Source organism: Streptomyces sp. AP-93, assembly GCF_022808175.1.
Taxonomy (GTDB): Bacteria; Actinomycetota; Actinomycetes; order Streptomycetales; family Streptomycetaceae; genus Streptomyces.
The window spans coordinates 25,597-46,720 of record NZ_JALGBX010000026.1 but is presented as its reverse complement, the minus strand read 5'-3'; the positions used below and the strand labels follow the sequence as shown (position 1 = coordinate 46,720).

Here is a 21,124-nt window from a genome sequence, read left to right as displayed (position 1 = left end):
GCCGACATCCTTGCACGCGACTCATCGGCGCATCGCGGAAAGCCTGATCCGACGGGGAAGCACGGTTGACGAGAGGGTTGTTGGGGTTGTCGACCCTCTACGGACGCGTGCGGCTGTCGTGCGGTGCGGTGAGGGTGTGGTCCGCGCCTTCGGCGGGGTGGGACGGCCGGTGGCGCAGGCGTGCGGCGAGTACGGCCACGTCGTCCTCGGCGTGTTGGGCGTCCAGTCCGGCGCAGACCGTGTCCACCACCTCCGAGAGGCTCGTCCTGGAGCCCAGGCGCAGGGCGGCGAGCCTGGCCAGTGAGACGTCGATGTCCTCGCTGCGCCGTTCCACGAGGCCGTCCGTGTACAGCAGCAGGGTCTGGTCCGCGGTGATCGGCCGGGCGAGGGCCTCGTAGCCGCCGGCGCCGGTGCCCAGCGGTGGGCCGACCGGTACGTCCAGGAGTTCGCCGGCGCCGTCGCGGGTGAAGAGGGCGGGCGGCAGGTGGCCCGCGCTGGAGTAGAGGGCCATGCCCCGGGCCGGGTCGATGCGGACGAGCAGGCAGGTCGCGGGCCTGCGGGTGTCGTCCGACGCGGACAGGGAGTCCAGCTGGCGCAGCACCCGGTGCGGGGCGAGATCGGTGGAGGCGACCTCGCGCAGCACGGAGCGGTACGCGTTCATGTCGACCGCGGCCTCCAGACCGTGCCCCATCACGTCCCCGACGGCGAGGAGGGTGCGGCCGAAGTGCAGGCGGATCGTCTCGAACCAGTCGCCGCCGACCAGGGCGCGGGCCCCGACGGGCAGGTAGCGGCTGGCGATCTCCAGGTTGGGGTGGGGCCGGCCGGGCTCCGCGACCAGGGCGCGCTGCAGATCGAGTGCGGTCTTCTCGGTCGCCGCGAGGCGCCGGGCGTGAGCGAGGTGGACGGAGGCCAGGCGCGCCGCGAAGTGCAGGGTGGCCAGCTCGTGGTCCCCGTAATCTCCCCGCGTGCGGGCGGTCAGGACCCTGCCGTACAGCTCGCCCCGGGCGGTGAGCGGTACCGAGGCGAGGTAGGTGCGGGCGGCCCCGGCGCCCGCGGTCCACGTTTCCAGGGGGTGGTCGCGGTCCAGCGCCCGGACCAGCGGCGCGCCTTCGACGGCGGAGCCGTCCAGGAGGGCCGTCGCGCCGGCCACCGCCACGCGTTCGGTACGGGCGCCAGGGCGGATCAGGTCCACCGCCGCGGCGTCGGACAGGATGCGGAACAGGAATCCGGCCAGCTCCCGGCAGGTCTGCCGCTCGTCGGGGGAGGTTCCGATCTGCTCCAGGGCCTCCTCCATGGAACGCAGCCGCGCCTCCAGCCCGCCCTGTTGCGACACGTGCCTCCTCCGCCCGCCACCCGCCGTGGCCGCCCTACTGCGTTGAAGGCATTTCATCAGTCCGCCCGGCTCGCGGGGGCCAACCTGGCGGGTGTGGCGGGGAGTGGGCCAGGGCCGGGTGGGTTCAGCCGATGACCGCCGTGGCCTCGATCTCGACCAGGTGCTCGGGTACGTCCAGTGCCGCGACGCCCAGCAGGCTGGCCGGCGGTACCGGGGCGCTCCCCAGTGCCGCGGCCGCCCGGGTGATGCCTTCCAGCAGCAGGGGCATCTTGTCGGGGGTCCAGTCGACCACGTAGACGGTCAGCTTCGCCACGTCGTCGAAGGAGGCGCCGACCGCGGCCAGGGCGGTGGCGATGTTGACGTAGCACTGCTCGACCTGAGCGGCGAGGTCGTCCTTGCCGATGGTGACGCCGTCGGGGCCCCAGGCGACCTGTCCGGCGACGAAGACCAGCTTCGAGCCGGTCGCGATCGACACCTGCCGGTAGACGTCCGTTTCCGGGAGTCCCTTGGGATTCACCAGGGTTATCGCCATGTCGTGTGCCTCCATGTGCGGGGAGATCGCTCTCTTGTGGTTACTGAGGAACCGTAGGAGAGTGGCCGCCGACAGGGAAGAACGCACTTTTCGGTGACTGGGGAACCTGATGGTGACCAAGCAGTACAGCGGCTCGCCCGAGGACGCGGACCTCAGGCGCGCGGACTCCCTGGCGCGGGAGATCTTCTCGGACGTCGCCAACAAGTGGGCGCTCCTGATCATCGAGGCACTGGGGGAGCGCACGCTGCGCTTCAGCGAGGTGCGCGGCGAGATCGAGGGCATCAGCCACAAGATGCTCACTCAGAACCTGCGCATGCTGGAGCGCTACGGCCTGCTCGAGCGCACGGTGCACCCCGTCGTGCCGCCGCGGGTGGAGTACGCCCTCACCGGGCCGGGCCGGGCCCTGCGGGTGACGATCGCCGGACTGTGCGACTGGACCCACCAGTACCTCGGCCACATCGAAGCCTCCCGCCACCGCTTCGACGGCTGAAGCGCGAAGTGCCCGCGGGGCCGCCTGGAGCGGCTCCGCGGGCACTTCGTGGGGCGGATGCCGTCACGAGGACGTCTCCGTCAGGAGGACGTCTCCGTCAGGATCGCCGGGTCCGACAGGCCCGCCGCGCCGGTCTCCACCTTGCCGGCGAAGCGGCGAAGGAAGCCCGGGGCGCCGGACGCGGTGACCGTCACGTCGTACCAGCGGCGGGTGTTCTTCAGGGAGACGGAGTGCTTCACGGTGGCGCCCTTGGCGACGGTGAGGCGCTTCGGGCTGCCGCCGTAGGCGTTGGCGACCGTCAGCGTGGCGGTGGAGCCCGCGGCGTTGGTGAGCGTGAGGTCCAGGTTCCCGGTGGCGGCGTTGTGGCGCGCGGTGACCTCGGGGCCGGGGGTGGTCCCGGGGTTGCGGAAGCCGCGCAGGAAGCCGTTCGGTCCGTGCACTGCCAGGTCGGTGGACCCGGCCGAGTAGGCGGTGTTCCAGGTGTCCGCGATTGACTTGCCGGCCTCGGTGGTGTAGGTCGAGGGGGCGTCGGTGCGGTTGCCGGAGGTGACGTAGAACTGTGCGCCCAGCTGGGGGCCGCCGCTGAACGTCAGCCGGAACCTGCCCTCCGCGACGAGGGCGGCGCCGTCCACGTACGGGGCGTACTTGAGCGCGCGCGTGGGACGCACGCCCTTCTCCTGGCGCGGCATGGTCCCCTGGGCCGGCGGGGTGGCCCGGAAGTCGGGGTGGCGCTCGCGGTCCGGCGGGAACCAGCCGTCGGTCTCCGGCAGCGGGGCCGGGGCGGTGTCCTTGCGGGCGAAGTCGAACGCGGTGAGGTCGCCGCAGACGGCGCGGCGCCAGGGCGAGATGTTGGGCTCGTGGACGCCGAAGCGCTGCTCCATGAAGCGGATGACCGAGGTGTGGTCGAAGGTCTCGGAGCAGGCGTAACCGCCGGTGCTCCAGGGGGAGACCACGAGCATCGGCACGCGCGGGCCCAGACCGTAGGGGCCGGCCGCGTACCCGGCCTTGCCGGGGAACACGTCCAGGGCGGTGGGCGTGGTCGACAGGCCCTGCGCGGCACTGGCGGGCGCGTACGGCGGGACGACGTGGTCGAAGAAGCCGTCGTTCTCGTCGTAGGTGATGAACAGCGCGGTACGGGCCCACACGTCGGGATCGGCGGTGAGCGCGTCCAGGACCTGAGAGATGTACCAGGCGCCGTAATTGGAGGGCCAGTTGGAGTGTTCGCTGAACGCTTCGGGGGCCGCTATCCAGGAGATCTGCGGGAGGGTGCCGCCCACCACGTCCGCGCGGAGCTTGTCGAAGTAGCCTTCGCCCGCAGCGGCGTTGGTGCCCGTGCGGGCCTTCTCGTAGAGGGCGCTGCCGGGCTGGGAGCCCCGGTACGTGTTGAAGTACAGCAGCGAGTTGTCGCCGTAGTTGCCGCGGTAGGCGTCGTCGATCCAGCCCCAGGAGCCGGCGGCGTCGAGGCCGTCGCCGATGTCCTGGTAGACCTTCCAGGAGACCCCGGCCGCCTCCAGGCGCTCCGGGTAGGTGGTCCATCCGTAGCCGGCCTCGGCGTTGTTGAGGACCGGGCCGCCGCCCTGGCCGTCGTTGCCGGTGTGGCCCGACCAGAGGTAGTAGCGGTTGGGGTCGGTGGAGCCGATGAACGAGCAGTGGTAGGCGTCGCAGATGGTGAACGCGTCCGCCAGGGCGTACGCGGTTGCGGGGTGGCTGAGCACCCCACAGCACGTCCGGGGTTCCGGTAAGGGAGCGTCTCTGATGAGCTTAGGGTTCCTGGGCGGGCCTGCTTCAGGCCTGCGCGGAAGGCGGCTTGTGGTGCTGGGCAGGGTGTGGACGCCTGCGGTGTGCCGCGTGCCCGTGCCGCTGGATGCGGCTCGGGTGCTCATCGTGTGCGGTGCCTGCCGCCTGTGCCGCCGCTGGGTGCGGCGATTCGGTGGCTACAGCAGCCGCCCCGCCGGACGCTTTCCGCCCGGTGTGGACCCGGGTGGGGCGGGGCCCCCGCGTCGCTTCCTGGGCACGGGGCGGATTCTCATGGGTCCGCTCTCTTCGGCGGACCGTTCCGCCTCGTACAACGAGGGCTCAGCCACGAGGACACGGCCGAAGTTGCGATCAACGGATCAGCGGATCGCCCATGAAACCCAGGCCAACCAGCCAACTGCACGCGACCCTGACGTGACGCCGGCGCGTACACCATGCGAACGGCGGTCGGCTTTCGCGCCAGGTCGGCCGGTTTTGGGCTATCGGAGGAAAAGCCTTGGACCGCGTGGGCGCCCGTGCGGGACACTCCGCTTTCTGACCAGACGGTCCGAGAAGGCAGGGTTGGGATGGGATCGCCCGAATCGCACGGAAGTTCACTGAACACGAGTCCCCCGCGCAGGAGTCCGGTACTCCTCGCACTTCGTTACTACGGGCGGGAGCTGGTCCGCCTGCGATGGCTGACGGCGCCCGCGATGCTGCTTCCGGCGCTGGGCAACATCGGCATCCACTACCTCGCGCCGCTGGTCGTCGCGAAGCTCGTCGGCCGGATCGCGGGAGGAGGGGGAGGAGAGGGAGCAGGGGGAGGAGAGGCAGTCGCCGAGGGTGTCGGCGGCGCACTCGGCTGGGCGATGCCCTACGTCCTCGGGTTCGCCGGGGTCCTGCTGCTCTCGGAGGTGTTCTGGCGCATCGGGCTGCACTGCCTGAACCGCCTCGACGCCCGCGGGATCGAGCAGCTGTACGTCACCGGGATGGACGAACTGTTCGCCAAGGACGCGGCGTTCTTCCACGACAACTTCGCCGGATCGCTGACGAAGAGGGTCCTGAGCTTCGCCTCCCGCTTCGAGGAGTTCGTCGACACGCTGACGTTCTCGGTCATGGGCAGCTTCGTGCCCCTGCTGTTCGCCTCGGTGGTGCTGTGGCAGTACGACCCGCTGCTCGTCGTCGGGCTCCTGACGATGATCACGGTCACGGGACTGGGCGTGGTGCCCCTGATCCGCCGCCGCCAGGTGCTCGTCGCCCGGCGGGAGGAAGCGATCGCCCGGGTGTCCGGCCACGTGGCGGACAGCCTGATGAACATGGACACGGTCCGGGCGTTCGCCGCCGAACCGCGCGAGGCCGCCGAACACCGCACCCGGGTGGCGGAGTCGAGGAAGCTCACCCTGCGCTCGTGGGACTACGGCAACCTGCGCATCGACACGCTGGTCGCGCCGCTGTCCGTGGCGACCAACGTGCTGGGGCTGATGCTCGCCATCGTGCTCGGCGGGGGAGCGCACGGGGTGGAGGCGGTCATCGTCGCCTTCACCTACTACGCCGGGGCGACGCGGATCATGTTCGAGTTCAACCAGATCTACCGCCGCCTGGAGAGCTCGATGACGGAGGCCGCGCAGTTCACCGAACTGCTGCTGACACCGCCGACCGTGCTCGACCCGGTGGAGCCGGAACCGCTGCGGAGCCCGCCGGCCGCCGACGTGCGGTTCGAGCGGGTGGTCTTCGGCCACGAGGGCGGGAAGCCGCTCTTCGACGGCCTGGACCTGGCCGTGCCCGGCGGCTCCAAGCTCGGTCTCGTCGGCCGGTCCGGCGGGGGCAAGACCACGCTCACCCGGCTGCTGCTGCGGATGACGGACATCGACGCGGGCCGGATCCTGATCGGCGGGCAGGACATCAGCCGGCTGAGCCAGGCCGACCTGCGCAGCCTGATCGCCTACGTCCCCCAGGACCCGGCGATGTTCCACCGCACGTTGCGCGACAACATCGCCTTCGCCCGCCCGGACGCCACCGAGGCGGAGATCCGCCGCGCGGCCGAGGCGGCGCACGTCACGGAGTTCGCCGACAACCTGGCGGACGGCTTCGACACCATGGTCGGGGAGCGCGGCGTGAAGCTGTCCGGCGGGCAGCGCCAGCGGGTCGCCCTCGCCCGCGCGATCCTGCGCGACGCACCGATCCTGCTCCTCGACGAGGCGACCAGCGCCCTGGACTCCGAGAGCGAGATCCTGGTCCAGGACGCGCTGTGGCGGCTGATGGACGGGCGGACGGCGCTCGTGGTCGCGCACCGGCTGAGCACGGTCGCCACCATGGACCAGCTCGTCGTCCTCGACCACGGACGGATCGTCGAGCAGGGCACGCACCACCAACTGCTGGCCGCGGACGGCGCCTACGCGAAGCTGTGGCAGCACCAGTCGGGCGGCTTCATCGACGACACCGCGGCGCGGGCCGACGTGCGCTGACCGGGTGACGGGCGGGTGCCGTCGTAGCAGCGGGTGGCGGGTGTGCCGGTGGGTGGCGGGCGTACCGGTGGGTGGGGGCGTGGTACCCACGGCACGGCGGGCTGACCCGCTGGGCTGACCCGCTCGTCTGGCCGTACGCGCCCTGCCGGGTCAGCATGGTGGGAGGGAACCGGCTCGGGGCCAGGCGGTCGGGAGGACCCATGGCGCACACTCCGCCGACCGACGTGCTGATCGTGGGCGCGGGTCCGGTCGGCCTCAGCGCGGCCGCGGAACTGCGCCGGCACGGCGTGAACTGCCGCCTCGTCGACCGGCTGCCCGCCCGCCTCCCGTACGCGAAGGCCGTCGGCATCCAGCCGCGCACGCTGGAGATCTGGGACCGGATGGGCCTGGCCCGCACCGTCATGGAGACCGCCGTGTCCCTGCGCGGTCAGCTGATCTACGTCAACGGCACCGAACGCGCCCGGATCGAGCTCATGCTGCCCCCCGACGTGCCGTACCGGTTCGCCGCGCTGCCGCAGTACGAGACCGAGCGCATCCTCGAAGAGCACCTCGCGGCGCTGGGCACCACCATCGAACGCGGCACCGAACTGCTGTCGTTCACCCAGGACGGGGACGGGCTCGAAGGCGGCGTCACCAGCCTCCTGCGCACCGCTTCCGGCGGTGAGGAGGAGCTGCGCACCCGCTACCTCATCGGCTGCGACGGGGCGCACAGCACCGTGCGCAAAGGGCTGGGACTCTCGTACGAGGGCGGGGCCTTCGCCGAGGAGTACATGCTCGCCGACGTCGTGAGCGACTGGGACCTGCCCGACGGGTACGGACTGCGGTCCACGCACCAGGGCGCCGACGGATCCACCGACGACCTGCTGGTGTGCATCCCGCTGCCCGGCCGGGGCCGCTACCGGATGTCGATGCTGGTCCCGCCCGAACTCTCCGCGCAGCCGGACGGCGGACCGGAAAGGGGACCGGAAACGGGATCGGGAAGGGGACCGGAAACGGGACCGGCAGGCGGCCCCGGAGCGGGCGACGGCGTGCTGCACGGGCTGGAAGGGGGCCGGGTTCCCGAGCTCTCCCACATCCAGGCCGTCATCGACCGGCTCGCCCCCGCCCCCGCCACGGTCTCCGGCATGCGCTGGTCCTCCGTCTTCCGCATCAGCCACCGCATCGTCGACCGCTACGGCGACGGCCGCGTCTTCGTCGCGGGCGACGCCGCCCACATCCACCCGCCCACCGGCGCCCAGGGCATGAACACCGGGATCCAGGACGCCTGCAACCTGGCCTGGAAGCTCGCGCTCACCCTGAGGGAATCGGCCGGGCCCGCCCTGCTCGCCAGCTACGACGCCGAGCGCGGCCCCGTCGGCGAGGAGGTCGTCGGCCGGACCGTGCGGCACGCGACCCAGGGCATGGAAGACGAACCGGACGATCCGCGGGCCGTGCTGCTCCGCGAAGCCCAGCTGCTCGTCGGCTACCGCGACGGACCGCTCGCCGGCAGTCCGTTCGGCCCGGCGGACGCACCCCAGCCCGGCGAACGGGCCCCGGACTGCTCCGGGTTGGCCCTGCCCCTCGCCGCCTACCCCTCCCGGCTCCTCGACGTCCTGCGCGGCCGGGCCGGCCACGTGGTGCTCCTGTACGGGGCCGACGGCGCGGCCCTGGCCGAGGCCGCCGAGCAGGCCCGGGCCGCGGGCCCGGCGCTGGCGGAGGGCGGCGCGGGCGGCGCGGGCGGCGCGGGCGGCGCGGGCGGCGCCGGCGGAGCTGACGGGGATGCCACCGCCCTGCGGACCGTGGCCGTCCTCGCCCGCGAGGCCGCACCCGACGCGTCCGCCGGCCTGCCCGTTCCCGGATACCGGGACGCCGCCGGGGAGTTCGCCCGGCTGTACGGCGCCGACGGCCCGACCGGTTTCCTCGTACGCCCGGACGGTTACCTCGGCGCCCGCTTCCCGCTGTCCGGCACGGAGGCGGCCCTGTCCGGCTACCTCGCCTCGCTGTCCGCGCCGGCCACTCCCTAGAGCTCGCCGCGGGTTCCTAACTTCCTCCCGCTCCCTGTGCACCGGAGCCGAGGGCGTCGAGACCGCCGATCCAGCGCCGGGCGTCCTCGGTGAAGTCGCGGCGTCCGACCTCGTGGTGGGCGGCGACGGCGCGCAGGGCCGGCGGCTTGTCCTTCCAGACGGTGTGGCGCCGGTCGGCATCGCGGAGGAAGATCTCACTGCCGACCGCGTTGGTGTGGAAGGTCAGCTCCAGCGGTCGCGGGCCGGCGAGCAGGAAGGTCTGCCGGAGGGAGAGGTGCCATTCGACGTCGGGGACGGCGGGCTTGTGGGCCGCGGTGAGGTTGGCGGGTTGTAGAGGAGCGTCAGATGGATGCCGTTCACCTCCACGGCGCGGTCCGGGGCGCGCAGCGACGCGGTGCCGGTCGATCTGCCGCTCCGGACACTCGTAGGAGCCGTCGAGGGAGACCTGCGACATCAGGGTGATCTTGCGCATAACGGACCCGCTTGCGCGGCTCCATACTGGAGGGCGTGATGACCGAAGCCGACACCGCCGCCGCCGCTGAGACCGCAGGCACCGCAGACACCGTCCTGTGCGCCGTCGAAGGGCGTACCGGGGTGCTCACCCTCAACCGCCCCAGGGCCCTCAACGCCCTCACCCACCCCATGGTGCTCCGCATCACCGAGGCCCTGACCGGCTGGGAGCGGGATCCGGGAGTGGAACAGGTGCTCATCCGTGGCGCGGGCGAACGGGGGCTGTGCGCCGGCGGGGACATCCGGGCCATCCACGACGACGCCAAGGCCGGGACGCGGTCCTCGGCCGCCTTCTGGCGCGACGAGTACCGGCTCAACGCGTACATCGCCCGTTACCCCAAGCCCTACGTGGCCCTCATGGACGGCATCGTGATGGGCGGCGGAGTCGGCGTGTCCGCCCACGGCAGCGTCCGCGTGGTCACCGAGCGCTCCCGCGTCGCCATGCCCGAAACCGGCATCGGCTTCGTCCCGGACGTCGGCGGCACCCACCTGCTGGCCCGCGCCCCCGGCCTGCTCGGCACCCATCTCGCCCTCACCGGCTCCGCGGTGGGCGCCGCCGACGCGCTGCTGTGCGGGCTCGCCGACCACTTCGTACCCGCCGGCCGGCTCCCGGCGCTGACCGCCGAGCTCGCCGGGGCCCCGGCCCGGGAGGTGCTGGGGCGGTACGCCGCCGAGCCCGGGCCGGGGGCGCTGGCCGGGGCTCGGGGCTGGATCGACCACTGCTACGCGGCCGCCACCGTCGAGGAGATCGTGGACCGGCTGCTCGGCTACGGGGACCCGGAGGCCAAGGAGGCCGCCGAAACGATCCTCGCCAAGTCCCCGACAGCGCTGAAGGCGACCCTGGAGGCGGTGCGCCGGGCCGCCGCGCTCGGCGCGCTGGATCCGGTGCTGGAACAGGAGTTCCGGGTCTCCTGCCATGCGCTGACCTCGCCCGACCTGGTGGAGGGCATCCGGGCGCAGGTCGTCGACAAGGACCGCAGCCCGCGCTGGTCACCGGCCACCCTCGGCGAGGTCACCGAGCAGGACGTGGCCCGCTTCTTCGCCCCGCTCACCGGGGACGGCCCCGGGATCGCCACGGGGTGAACCCGTCCGCGGCGCTGGGGCCGTGGGTCAGAGGGCGGTGTCGGTCTGGGTGTCGGGGTCCGCCGCGGTCCCGGTGGTCCCGGTGGTCTCCACCCAGTCGACCAGTTCGATGATCACGCCGTTGGGGTCGGACACCAGGAACACCCGCTCGCCCCAGGGCTCGACCCGCGGTTCCATGACGACCGGGACGCCCTCGGCGCGCAGCCGCTCGTACTCGGCGGGCAGGTCGGCCACGGTGAACGCGAGCAGCACCCCGGCGGCACGCTGCTCGCGCAGCTCCTCGGGCAGCACCTCCAGGCCGCGCCGCACGAAGATCACGTTCGGGCCGTCGGGGTGGGAGAGGGAGGCGAAGCCGTCGGCGGCCATCGATTCCTTGAACCCGAAATGCCTGGCCAGGAACGCGGAGGAGGTGGTGACGTCCTCGACGGTGAGGCAGATGGCGGTGTCGGTGATCCGCATGGGGTCCTCCTGGGTGTCCGGGGCTCGGAGTTTTATTATACACAGTATTCTATACGGCGTAGAAAGTTAACTGAGCGGCTGCCGGACGGCGGCGGGAAGGGGTCGGGAGTGACCACGGACAGGAGCGGCGCGGGAGACCCCGTCCGCACGTTGGAGCTGCTGTGGCGCGAGCCGGGGCAGGGGGCGCCCAGCGGGCGGCGCGGGCCCCGGCAGGGGCTGACCGTCGACGCGGTCGTCGACGGCGCGATCGCGCTCGCCGACGAGGCGGCGAACGAGGGGCGGTCGGGACTGGCCGCGCTGACGATGCGGGCGCTGGCCCAGCGGCTGGGGGTCACCCCCATGACCCTCTACACCTACGTCCCCGGCAAGGCCGAGCTGCTCGACCTGATGCTGGACGCCGTCTACCTGGCCATGGAGCGTGCCGAGCCGGCCCCGGACGGAGCCTGGCGGGAGAAGGTCGCGTGCGTCGCAGAGGAGAACTGCGCGCTGTTCCTGCGGCACCCCTGGATCGGCGAGCTGTCCGTCACCCGCCCTCCGCTTGGCCCCGGGGTGATCGGCAAGTACGAGCACGAACTCGCGGCCTTCGACGGCATCGGCCTCACCGACGTGGAGATGGACGCGGCCCTGACCCACCTCCTCGGCTTCGTCCACGCGCAGGCCCTGGCCGCCGCCGACACCGCGGCCCACAACGCCCGCCAGAGCGACCAGGAGTGGTGGGAGCTCAGCGCCCCGCTGCTGGAGCGGGCCATGGACCCGGAGCGCTACCCCCTCGCCGGGCGGGTCGGCAGCGCGGTCGGCGGGTACAGCCCCGAGACCGTGTGGGACTTCGGCCTGCGCTGCGTCCTCGACGGGATCGCCCGACTGCTGGAACGGGGCTGACCCGAGGGGCAGGCCCTACCGGTAGCCGCCGGGGTCCGCCGGGAGGCCCGGGTCCTGCACCTCGACCATGTACCGCCAGGCGTCCGGCCGGCTGCCGTCCACGTCCGTGAAGCCGTAGACCCGCGCGAGCTGTCCGCTGGAGAGCGACTGCCCGTTCCAGCGGGACAGTTCCGGGTCGCCGGCCAGGGCCGCGACCGCGCGGCCGACGTAGAACGGGGTCTCCGAGATGCCGAAGTGCGGGACCTTCGTCAGTGCGTCCCGCCAGTTCGCCTCGGTGACACCGAAGTTGTCGAGCATCATCTCCGACCGGAGCCAGCCCGGGGTCAGGGCCACCGCCGTCGCTCCGCGCGGGCCCACCTCGTGTCCGAGTGCGAACGCCATGCGCAGCACCGCCGACTTGGCGATGTCGTAGAAGAAGGAGACCCGGTAGCGGCTCGCGTTGTACTCCGCCGTGCCGTCCGTCATCTCCACCACCAGCCCGCCCGGCTCGCGCAGCAGCAGGGGGAGCGCGTAGTGGCTTGTCACCGCGTGGGTCTCCACGGCCAGTCGCAGCAGCCGCAGCCCGTTCTCGAGGTCGTGTTCCCAGACCGTGCTCTCCCACTCGAAGAGCCGCTCGCCGCCCCAGATGTCGTTCACCAGCACGTCGAGGCGGCCCTGCTCGGCGTCGATCCGCCCGACCAGCGCCTCGACCTGTCCGGGCACCAGGTGGTCCGCGACCACCGCGATTCCCTGTCCGCCCGCCGCCGTGACCAGCTCGGCCGTCTCCTCGATCGTCTCGGGCCGGTCGTACTCCGAGCGCCTGCCCCGCGTACTGCGCCCGCTCACGTACACGGTCGCGCCCCGTGCCCCCAGCTCGACCGCGATGCCTCTGCCCGCGCCGCGGGTCGCCCCGGCCACCAGGGCGACCTTGCCTTCGAGTGTCCGCCGTGCTGCTTCCTGCACCATGACCGCGACCCTACGACGCCCGCGTGCGGCGCGGGCGGTGCGGCGCGCCTGCGGATTCCCGGGACGGGCGGGCCCGGCCTTGAACAACCGGCCCCCGAAGCCGAACTCCCGCACCGGCGCAGCTTCATCGGCAACAGCGTGGAGTCGCTTCCCCTCCTCCTACGGGGCTTCGCCCGGCGGTGAGATCTCCGTGCTCAGCCACCCCAGGGCGTCGGGGTACATCGCGATCCAGGTCTGGAAGTTGTGCCCGCCCTGAGGGCGGACCAGGGTCTTGACCCGGACTCCGGAGTTCTGGGCCGCCCTGGTGAAGTCGGTCAGCTGCTGCGGCGGGCTGTCCTTGTCCTGAGCGGACGTGGCCAGGAACAGCCCGACGTCCGTATTCTTCTCGTGCTGGACCAGCCACATCGGGCTGTTGCGCTCCCGCAGCACGGGATCGGACAGCACCTCCGGGTCCCCGGTCAGCGGATCCGGGTCCAGGGCGGCGCCCGCCCGGAACGCCTTCGGGTACTGGAGCGGCAGCTTGGCCGCGCAGAAGGCCCCGGTGGAAATGCCCATCAGCCCCCAGCCCTTGGGCTCGGGGAGCGTGCGGAAGTTCTTGGCGACCAGATCCGGCACGTCCTCGGCGAGCCAGGTCGCCACCTTCCGCTGCGGGGTGTCCGTGCAGTCGGTGTTCACCCCTCCGGGGTACAGGTCGGGGATCACCAGGATGAAGGGGTGCGCCGCCCCCAGCTGGACGAGCTGCTCCAGCGCGCCGGGCATGTCGCCGATGTCGATCCAGGAGCGGGGCGAGCCCGGATAGCCGTGCAGCAGCATCAGCACGGGGAACCGGGTCTTGTCCGCGCCCGGTGCGTCGTACTCCGGAGGGGTCCACACGATGACCTGCCCGGCGAGCTTCGAGTGGGAGCCGCGGAAGTACGTGGTGCGGGTCCCGTCGCCGCCCAGGGCGAACTTGGCCCGCCCCAGCGGCGGCCCGGTCATGGCGGAGTCGTTCTGCCCGGTGTCGGTGCCCAGCAGGTCGTCCCAGGAGGAGTAGAGGCCGTAGCTCCCGTTGATCCAGGTGGCCACCACGCAGATGGCGGTGAGCTGGCACAAGCCGATCATCAGCAGCCGGGACGGCCAGCGCACCCAGCCCGGGCCGGGGATCCGGTTCCACAGGAGCAGGGCGGCGATCATCGCGAGTGCGGTGACGACGATCAGCGTGACGAGGAACGACGTGCTGGTCAGCTCCACTGCGCCGACTCCTGGCGTGCGACGGAATGATGGAGAATTCCGGACAATACGCCAAATCTACGATGCGCACCGCCCGGGGGACGGGGCGGCGCGCATCGTGTCGGACCCGGGAAGGTCGGACCCGGGACGGGGGGAGGTGTCGGACGGGGAGCCGGTCTCAGATGAGGAAGCGGTACCGGCGGACGAGCGCGGTCCGGCGCCAGGCCCGGCCGAGCCCGAAGTGGTTGCCCGCGGCGGTCGTGGCCACGACCGCGCCGCCCACCGCGAGGATCCAGTGGTCGTCGGTCAGCGGGTTGGTCGCGGGCAGCATCGTGACGAGCCACATGAAGCCCATCATCAGGGCGCAGGACGCGGCGGCGATCCGCGTGCCGATGCCGAGCAGGAAGGCCAGGCCGATGCCGAGCAGGCCCGTCATGAAGATCAGGTCAAGCCAGCCGGCGCCGGCTACCGAGTCGAAGGTGTGAGCGAAGGGGCCCTTCGTCCCGTGCAGCAGGAACCCTTCGGTCGGCGAGCCGCCGTTGAGGACGGACTTGGCCGACGGAGTGCTGAATCCGAGCCCGAACAGCTTGTCCAGGAAGGGCCAGATGAAGGTCCAGGCGACCAGGAGGCGGAGGGCGGCGAGGGCGATGCGGGCCGGGAGGGCGAGTGTGGGACCGCTCTCGCCCCCGCTCTCACCTCCGGTCGCGCCGGCGGCCGGGCCGGTGGCGGTGGTCTTGCGGGAAGGGGTGAGCAGAGTGGCCATGACGTGCACCTTTGTCCGTTGCCGGGATCTTGTGAATGCATTCACAATCTACGATCCTTATCTGGCGTGAACGCACGGCGAAGATCCCGAACCGGGGGGCCGGGAGACCTCGCAGGTCAGGACCTTGGTCCTGCGGTAGATTCACCGCCTGTTCACCTGCGCGGTTCCGGGGCTTTCGGGCGGGCTGGTGTCGTATGAGGCATGATCGACGGGGATATGCGGAACACGCGGAAAACACGGAAAATCACGAAAGCGACGAGTCGCCGGATTCGTTCCGGCACGCGAGCCGGGATGTCGCCGGTGGCGCCGTCGCGCGCGGGCTACCAGGTCAAGCTGCTGGTCGACCCGGACCGGGTGCTCGACGCCGACGGCCTGCCCACGGTCGCCGCGGCCGCGGCGCTGTCACTCGGCGCACCCGCCCGGACGGAGGTCGCCCAGTACATGGACGACGCCGGGCGCAGCCTGAACGGGCAGGGCTGGATCGTCCGCATCCGGCGCCACGACGACGAGAACCGGATCCGCCTCGCCTACAAGGCCCGCTTCGACATCGAGGGCGACGGCACGGACCCGGCCGCCGTGCGGCGCGTCATGGACCGGGCCTCCGGGCACAACTTCTGCGCGGGCGACGGCAATTACACCGTCCAGGTCAACCTCAGCCACACCCGCGCCACCCTCGACTTCACCAACAAGAAGTGCCGGCCGGTCCCGGGCCTGGCGCCCGGCGAACTGCCGGGGCTCGACGCCTCCCGCGCCCTCGTCCTGGACCGCCTTCCCGGAAAGCTCGCCAAGTGGGGTGCGAAACCTGCCGGTTGGGCGGAGTCGGTCACCGCTTCATCTCGGCTCCACGGTCCCGTAAGACAGGCCAACTATCCTGGCCGGATGCTCGATCACGCGATGGAGACGCAAGTCAGCCGGCTGCGGACCGCCTCCGGCGAGCTGACCTGGTTCGCCGAGATCACCGCCAAGGGGCGCACCCTGCGCGACGCGGTCGAGCTGCGCTCCGACCTGATGGGCAAGCTCCGCGCCGAGGGCTGGCTGCTGGAGCGGGACGCCTTCAAGACCGAGCTCATCCTCGGCCCGTGAACACCTCCGCGCCCGCGCCGATACGCGTGGCCCACCTGGCCGACCTGCACATAGGTTCCGCCCTGCGCGGCCTGGCGGACTACCCCGGGGCGCCCGCGATAGACCGGCGCGAAGCCCCGTACGAGGCCCTGAGCGCGGCCGTGCGCCGCATCGTCGAGGGCGGCTACGACGCGGTGCTCATCGCCGGCGACGTCTTCGACCGCCGCCACGCCGACGCCCGGGCGCTGGCCGCCTGCCAGGACGCCCTCGGCGCCTTCCACGAGGCCGGCCTGCGCACCGTGATCGTCTCGGGCAACCACGACGCCGAGACCCCGCTGCCGCACAAACTGAACCTCCCGCCCTCGGTGCGCTGGCTCGGCGCCGACGCCCCCGAGTCGGTGACCTGGCCCGACCTCGGCATCACCGTCCACGGCCAGTCGGTGGCGGTGCCCGACGAGCGCCGCGACCTCGCCGCAGGCTTCCCCCGCGCGATACCCGGCGCCGTGAACATAGGACTGCTGCACACCAGCCTGCACGGTGCCTGGAGCCGCCGGATCTGCGCACCGGCCGACCCCCGGGCACTGGCCCGCACCGGATACGACTACTGGGCGCTGGGCCACGTCCACCACCGGCTGGTCCCCGGCGCCGCCGCCTTCGCCGCCTACCCGGGCAACACGCACGCCCGCGGCCCCTCAGAGCCGGGCGGGCGCGGTTTCACCGAGCTGCTGATCGAAGGCCCCGCCGCGGACCCGGACCCGGGCGGCGACCGCCGCCGGATCCGGATCCTCCCGGTGGACACCGCCCCGGTGCGCTACGAGACGCTCCACCTCCCGTACCCGCAGACCGCCGGGGCCGACCTGAGGGACCTGTTGGCGGCCGTCCCGGAGCAGCCCGCGGGCGGCGCCGTCGTCTGGACCCTCAGCGCCGCCACCCCGCCCGGCCTCCTCCACGAGGCCCGCGCCGCGGCCGGTCCGGCCGCCATGGTCTGCCCGGCCGAGGGCACGGCGGGCGAGGGCCCGGCCGTCGCCTGCTGACACGGGCCTGACCGGCGAGACCCGAAAGGCAGGCCCTAGCCCCGGACCCGGACCGTCACCGCGTGCCATCCGGTGGCCCCGTCGGGGAGGGTTCCGGCGCGTTCCCCCGTCTGCACGGCGCCCGTGCGGTCCGTGGCCCGGACCTCCAGGGTGTGCCCGCCCGGAGCCGCCTCCCAGATCCACACCCACTGGCGCCAGGTGTCGTCGCCGTCCGCCGCCCCGAGCCGGGCCTCCCGCCACGCGCCCGCGTCCACCCGTACCTCGACCCGCGCGATGCCCCGGTGCTGCGCCCACGCCACCCCGGCGACGGCCACCCGGCCCGCCGCGACCTCGGCGAAGGAGCGCGGGGTGTCGATGCGCGACTGGGTCTTGACCGGAGCCTGCTGCGCCCAGGAGCGGCGCACCCAGTACGCGTCGTACGCGGCGAAGGTGGTCAGCCGCAGCTCGCGCAGCCACTTGCACGCGGAGACGTACCCGTACAGGCCCGGCACGATCATCCGGACGGGGAAGCCGTGCCGGAAGGGGAGCGGCTCGCCGTTCATCCCCACGGCCAGCAGCGCCTCCCGGCCGTCCATCACGGCCTCGACGGGGGTGCCGAGGGTCATCCCGTCCACCGAGCGCGCCACGAGCTGGTCGGCGCGGCCGCCCTGGGACGGTGGCCGCACCCCCGCCTCGCGGAGCAGATCGGCGAGGCGCACGCCCAGCCAGCGGGCATTGCCCGCGTACGGGCCGCCGACCTCGTTCGACACACAGGTGAGGGTGACGTCGTGCTCGACCAGGGGGCGGGCCAGCAGCTCCCGCAGGCTGAGGGTGAGAGGCCTGGAGACCCCGTCGCCGTGCACGCGCAGCCGCCAGCTGTCCGCGTCCACGCGCGGGACGACCAGCGCGGTGTCCACCCGGTAGAACGCCTGGTTGGGGGTGATGAAGCGGGAGGCCCCGGGGATCCGCAGGTCCGACCCGGCCGGTACGGGCGGGGCCGCCACGGCGGGCGGCGGAAGGACGAGCCCGGCCCGCGAAGCCGTGGCTCCCGCGTCCCCGAAGGCGCCGAGCCGCCGCCCGGCGTACCCGGCCCCGGCCGACAGGGCCAGGGTGGCGACGGCGAGGCGGCCGAAGCCACGCCGGTCCATGGCCCCGGGCGGGCCGGCTCCGGAGGTCCGCGTCGTGGGCCGGGGGATGGCTCTGACCAGCAGGTACAGCACCGCTGCGGCCGCGAACCCGCCCACCAGCGAGGGCAGTGCGTCCTGCCAGGCGGCCTCCGGCCGGCTGAGCGCGGCCGCCGCGCCGAGCACGCCGAAGGCGGCCGCGAGCGCCGTGCCCGCGGCGGGGCGGCGTACGGCGAGCAGCCCGGCCACGATCGCCACGGCGGCCAGCACGGCGCCGATGCCCAGGGTCAGGACCAGCTTGTCGGCCGTACCGAACTGGCGGATCGCCCACTCCCTGACGGCGGCCGGGGTGCGGTCGACCACGGCCCCGCCGACGGCGGTGACCGGGACGGCCTCGGGCCGTACGGCCGCCGCGGCCAGCTGGGCCAGGGCGAGCCCGGCGAAGGCGGCGAGCAGTCCGCTGACGGCGCCGAGCGCGGCCCGGCCCCGCCTTCCGGCGCCGGCCCGCCCCGCCTTCGTACGGATCATGCGGAGTCACCGCCCGCCCCGCTCGGTGGGATGTGCCCCCAGCTACCAGGGTGCCTCAGCTACCAGGGTGCCTCCGAACCAGTGGTCCGCGCCTGGGGCGGGCGGGCGGTCTGCCGCCGCTTGCGCAGTTCCACGATCCCGTCGGTGAGCCGCTCCCGCAGATCGGAGCGGCGGCGCAGCTGCTGCTCAGGCTCCGGCTCCGCGGGCGGGCGTAACCGGCCGGTGGGGGACAGGGTGGCGGGCGCGGTGGCGGGCAGGGCGGCGGTCGCGGGCGCGGTGCCCCCGCCGGTGAGGAGCGTCAGCAGCTCCAGCGTCGCCGAGGTGCGGTGCGGGTCGGGCTCGGTCATGGCGGGGTCCTTCCGGCGGCGATGGCGGCGTCGGAAAGGGCGGTCGCCGGATGATGGTTCCGGTGACCGCCCCTGATCCGCTTCCGTCAGTTCCCTTCAGTGAACCCGGCACCGCGCCGGAGCGGCGGCCGGTCCACCCGGTTGTCCCCCGGGCGGGTGGGGAGCTTCCCGCCGGAGGGTGAGCGGCGCCGCATCGGGAGGTCCCCATCCCCCCTGTGGTGTAGGTCAGTTGACCTCGGGAAGGGAGGCGGCGATGTCGGTCGCCAGGACGTACGGGTCGCCGCTCGGCCGCGCCGGGTGGCGGGTGGTGAGCCGGGCCCAGTCGTCCTCGAAGGCGTGCCAGTCGATCGCCCTCGGCGCGCCGCGCCGCACCAGGGCCTCCTCCAGCGAGGCGAAGTAGGAGGACCAGCGCCGGGCGTACAACTCGCTGATCAGGCCGCTCCATTCACGGTTCGCGTAGTCGTGCAGGAAGCCGCCCTCGCTGGTGCTCTGCCGCCCCCACACGCTGAGGATCGAGCGGGCGTCGTACTCGTACCGGTCCTGCTCGGCCTCGTCCGCGCCGTGCGAGCGGGCCGCCGTCAGCCAGGAGCCGAGCAGGAAGTTCGGATCGGAGCCGACGAGCGCGTCCAACTGCCGCTCCCGGTAGGACCAGTCGGCGGTCAGCTCCCGGAACAGGGCCAGGTCCTGGGCCTCGTAGGCCGTCTTGATCTCGGGCAGCAGGACCCGGGAGTGGTTGGCGAGGGCCTGCCGGGTGGTGTCCACCAGGTCGAAGCGGTAGGCGCTGGAGGCGCGCAGCCGGGGGTCCACCTTGAGCAGGTGGTCCAGGGCCCGGCGTACCGAACCCGCCGGATACCGCATCGCCTTGGGGCTCCAGTAGGCCGATCCCACCGCCGTGAGGCTCGGCCGGGCGGTGAACAGGCTGTCCTGGGACTCCGACCACAGCCCCGAGGAGGTGCTGTACGGTCCCTTGCGCAGCTCCTCCCAGGCCGCGGCGGCCGCGGCGTCGGGGGCCCCGTAGCGGCGGCCCGCGAAGTCCTCGAACCACTTCCGCTGGTCGATCGGGCCGGGCTCCCAGGCCAGGTCGGTGAAGAGGTCGAAGGCCGCCGGGTTCGTCCCGGTGGCCTCGGGCATGTAGGCGATGCCGGCCAGCGCACTGTCGGGCTTCGCGCGCCAGGACTGGAACCGGTCGATCCACACGGAGGTGTTGGCGCCGATCGTCGTGTGCCCGCCGAAGTTGTAGATCGAGCCGATGGCGTACGTGGTCCCGGCCCAACGGGTCTCGCGGTCCAGCCGGTTGTACCGGTCGGAGAGCCCGTCCAGGATCAGCAGCTTCGAGGTGTCCACCCCGGCCAGCAGCTCCTTGGTCGGATCGTCCTGCCAGCCCAGCACCGCCCACAGCGCGCCCGGATGCGCCGCCCACAGGGCCTGCTGCACGGCCCCGGCGGCCGCCTTGACGTCCACCGAGCCGGTCTGCCCGCCCTCGTGCAGCGGGCTCATCCGGTACATCGTGCTGTCCCCGAACACCGCGCGCTGCTCGGCGTAGTACGCGGCGGCCAGTTGGGCGAAGGGCGGCGAGACCGGGTCCAGCCAGTCGGGCCGGTCGAAGCCCGCCCAGTCGCCCTGCGCGACCGTCACCGCGCCCGGATTGCGCCCGGCGAAGGACGGCGGCACCGTCCCGAAGTAGCCCGGCAGGACCGGGGTCATGCCGAGACCGCGCAGCTGTTCGGCGATCCGTCCGCCCAACGTGGCCCGCCCGCGCATCAGTTCCTCGGACACCGGACCGCCGAAGCCGCTCAGGTTCTGCAGCAGCCACCAGCTCTGGTGACCGGGGCCCGGGATCCACTCCCGCAGCTCCTCGGCGGTGTAGCCGAACCGCTGGAGCGCCCGGTAGTACGGGTATTCGGCGCCGACCTGTACGAACACCTCGTTGATGCCGTGCAGGGCGAGCAGGTCGATCTGCCGCTGGTGCTCCTCGAAGGTGCGGTACGGGCCGCTGTACCCGTCGTCGGTGTCGTTCAGCGCGTACCGGTGCGTCACCCGCGCGCTGCGGGTGACCGGGGAGGGCACCGCCGGCAGCTCGGCCGGCAGCAGGCCGATGCTGTCGCCGGGCCAGCCGATGTCGGCTCCGGCGACGTGCTGCAGGTACCAGCCGACCCCGGTGAGCAGGGTGGCGCCGGTGGAACCCCGGACGGTGACCGCGCCGGCCGTGCCGGACAGCGTGAACGTGTCGGGCCCGGCTCCCGTGTCGGGCACCAGCGTGAACTGCCCGGCGTGGCGCGGCAGCAGCCGCTGCAGGGAGGCCCGCGCCGGGCCGACGTCGAAGACCCGCGGCCGGGGCGCGGGCGGCGTCGCGGTGTGTCCCGCACCGGTCCGGGCGGGTGACGGCGCGGGGGACTCGGCGGGGGGCTGGGCGGGGGCCTGGGCGGTGGACGGGCCGGGGGGAGCCGTGGCTCCGGCGGCGGGATCCGTCGCTCCGGGGGCGGCCCCGGCGACCGCCAGGGTGAGCAGGACCGCGGGCAGCGCGGCCAGGGTGACCCGGCGGCGCACCCGCCGGGCGGCCCGGCCGCGTGGTGGGAGGGGGACCGGCATGCGCGTCGTCCTCGTCTCGGCCGGCTCCGGCGCTGCGGCCGGCTCGCTCGGCTCGG

At 73.1% G+C, this 21,124-nt stretch carries 18 protein-coding genes; 7 read left to right on the top strand and 11 right to left on the bottom strand.

Annotated elements, in window-relative coordinates; genetic code table 11:
• Positions 1–97 precede the first annotated feature (97 nt).
• Complete coding sequence (locus tag MTF69_RS33785; protein WP_243340183.1) at positions 98–1,333, bottom strand: PP2C family protein-serine/threonine phosphatase; 1,236 nt, start codon at positions 1,331–1,333, stop codon at positions 98–100.
• 124 nt (positions 1,334–1,457) lie between these two features.
• Complete coding sequence (locus MTF69_RS33780; protein ID WP_243340182.1) at positions 1,458–1,865, bottom strand: RidA family protein; 408 nt, start codon at positions 1,863–1,865, stop codon at positions 1,458–1,460.
• A 109-nt stretch (positions 1,866–1,974) separates the two neighbouring features.
• Here MTF69_RS33780 and MTF69_RS33775 point away from each other — a divergent pair, with 109 nt between their 5' ends.
• The gene (locus MTF69_RS33775; protein ID WP_243340181.1) at positions 1,975–2,355 is read left to right on the top strand and encodes a helix-turn-helix domain-containing protein; all 381 of its coding nucleotides are present in this window, start codon (positions 1,975–1,977) and stop codon (positions 2,353–2,355) included.
• An 80-nt stretch (positions 2,356–2,435) separates the two neighbouring features.
• Here MTF69_RS33775 and MTF69_RS33770 read toward each other — a convergent pair whose 3' ends face one another.
• Positions 2,436–4,070 carry a phosphocholine-specific phospholipase C gene (locus tag MTF69_RS33770; RefSeq protein WP_243340180.1) on the bottom strand — a complete coding sequence of 545 codons (1,635 nt, stop codon included), beginning with the start codon at positions 4,068–4,070 and terminating at the stop codon, positions 2,436–2,438.
• 606 nt (positions 4,071–4,676) lie between these two features.
• Here MTF69_RS33770 and MTF69_RS33765 point away from each other — a divergent pair.
• Together MTF69_RS33765 and MTF69_RS33760 are read left to right on the top strand one after the other, a co-directional pair.
• On the top strand, positions 4,677–6,554 hold the full coding sequence (locus MTF69_RS33765) for an ABC transporter ATP-binding protein (RefSeq protein ID WP_243340179.1): 1,878 nt from the start codon (positions 4,677–4,679) through the stop codon (positions 6,552–6,554).
• Positions 6,555–6,754: 200 nt separating this feature from the next.
• Positions 6,755–8,557, top strand: a complete 1,803-nt coding sequence (locus MTF69_RS33760; RefSeq protein ID WP_243340178.1) for an FAD-dependent monooxygenase — start codon at positions 6,755–6,757, stop codon at positions 8,555–8,557.
• A gap of 16 nt (positions 8,558–8,573) precedes the next feature.
• On the opposite strand, the gene MTF69_RS33755 is transcribed toward MTF69_RS33760, so the two are convergent.
• The gene (locus MTF69_RS33755; RefSeq protein ID WP_243340177.1) at positions 8,574–9,029 is read right to left on the bottom strand and encodes a hypothetical protein; all 456 of its coding nucleotides are present in this window, start codon (positions 9,027–9,029) and stop codon (positions 8,574–8,576) included.
• Between the two features lie 38 nt (positions 9,030–9,067).
• On the opposite strand from MTF69_RS33755, the gene MTF69_RS33750 reads away from it, so the two are divergent.
• Positions 9,068–10,150 (top strand): enoyl-CoA hydratase/isomerase family protein, encoded by a 1,083-nt coding sequence (locus MTF69_RS33750; RefSeq protein ID WP_243340176.1) that lies wholly within the window; start codon positions 9,068–9,070, stop codon positions 10,148–10,150.
• 27 nt (positions 10,151–10,177) lie between these two features.
• Here MTF69_RS33750 and MTF69_RS33745 read toward each other — a convergent pair whose 3' ends face one another.
• Positions 10,178–10,609 (bottom strand): VOC family protein, encoded by a 432-nt coding sequence (locus MTF69_RS33745; protein ID WP_243340175.1) that lies wholly within the window; start codon positions 10,607–10,609, stop codon positions 10,178–10,180.
• Positions 10,610–10,717: 108 nt separating this feature from the next.
• Between MTF69_RS33745 and MTF69_RS33740 the strand changes: the two genes are divergently transcribed.
• On the top strand, positions 10,718–11,488 hold the full coding sequence (locus MTF69_RS33740; protein ID WP_243340174.1) for a TetR/AcrR family transcriptional regulator: 771 nt from the start codon (positions 10,718–10,720) through the stop codon (positions 11,486–11,488).
• 15 nt (positions 11,489–11,503) lie between these two features.
• Here the strand turns inward: MTF69_RS33740 and MTF69_RS33735 are convergent, their stop codons facing one another.
• The 3 genes from MTF69_RS33735 to MTF69_RS33725 form a co-directional block, all read right to left on the bottom strand.
• Entirely contained in the window at positions 11,504–12,433 is a 930-nt protein-coding gene (locus tag MTF69_RS33735; protein WP_243340173.1) for an SDR family oxidoreductase, read from the bottom strand.
• Positions 12,434–12,592: 159 nt separating this feature from the next.
• Positions 12,593–13,663, bottom strand: coding sequence for an esterase family protein (locus MTF69_RS33730; protein WP_243340172.1), 1,071 nt, complete (start codon positions 13,661–13,663; stop codon positions 12,593–12,595).
• A 157-nt stretch (positions 13,664–13,820) separates the two neighbouring features.
• The gene (locus MTF69_RS33725; RefSeq protein ID WP_243340171.1) at positions 13,821–14,405 is read right to left on the bottom strand and encodes a DoxX family membrane protein; all 585 of its coding nucleotides are present in this window, start codon (positions 14,403–14,405) and stop codon (positions 13,821–13,823) included.
• A gap of 300 nt (positions 14,406–14,705) precedes the next feature.
• Between MTF69_RS33725 and MTF69_RS43555 the strand changes: the two genes are divergently transcribed.
• Positions 14,706–15,488 carry a hypothetical protein gene (locus MTF69_RS43555; RefSeq protein WP_243340170.1) on the top strand — a complete coding sequence of 261 codons (783 nt, stop codon included), beginning with the start codon at positions 14,706–14,708 and terminating at the stop codon, positions 15,486–15,488.
• Positions 15,485–16,501, top strand: a complete 1,017-nt coding sequence (locus tag MTF69_RS43550) for a DNA repair exonuclease (RefSeq protein WP_243340169.1) — start codon at positions 15,485–15,487, stop codon at positions 16,499–16,501. The genes MTF69_RS43555 and MTF69_RS43550 overlap by 4 nt, the downstream gene beginning before the upstream one ends.
• A 35-nt stretch (positions 16,502–16,536) precedes the next feature.
• On the opposite strand, the gene MTF69_RS33710 is transcribed toward MTF69_RS43550, so the two are convergent.
• From MTF69_RS33710 to MTF69_RS33700, 3 genes are all read right to left on the bottom strand, one after another.
• Entirely contained in the window at positions 16,537–18,132 is a 1,596-nt protein-coding gene (locus tag MTF69_RS33710; protein WP_243340168.1) for a molybdopterin-dependent oxidoreductase, read from the bottom strand.
• 59 nt (positions 18,133–18,191) lie between these two features.
• On the bottom strand, positions 18,192–18,479 hold the full coding sequence (locus MTF69_RS33705) for a hypothetical protein (RefSeq protein WP_243340167.1): 288 nt from the start codon (positions 18,477–18,479) through the stop codon (positions 18,192–18,194).
• Between the two features lie 225 nt (positions 18,480–18,704).
• On the bottom strand, positions 18,705–21,068 hold the full coding sequence (locus tag MTF69_RS33700) for an alpha-N-acetylglucosaminidase (RefSeq protein WP_279346599.1): 2,364 nt from the start codon (positions 21,066–21,068) through the stop codon (positions 18,705–18,707).
• Positions 21,069–21,124: the final 56 nt, after the last annotated feature.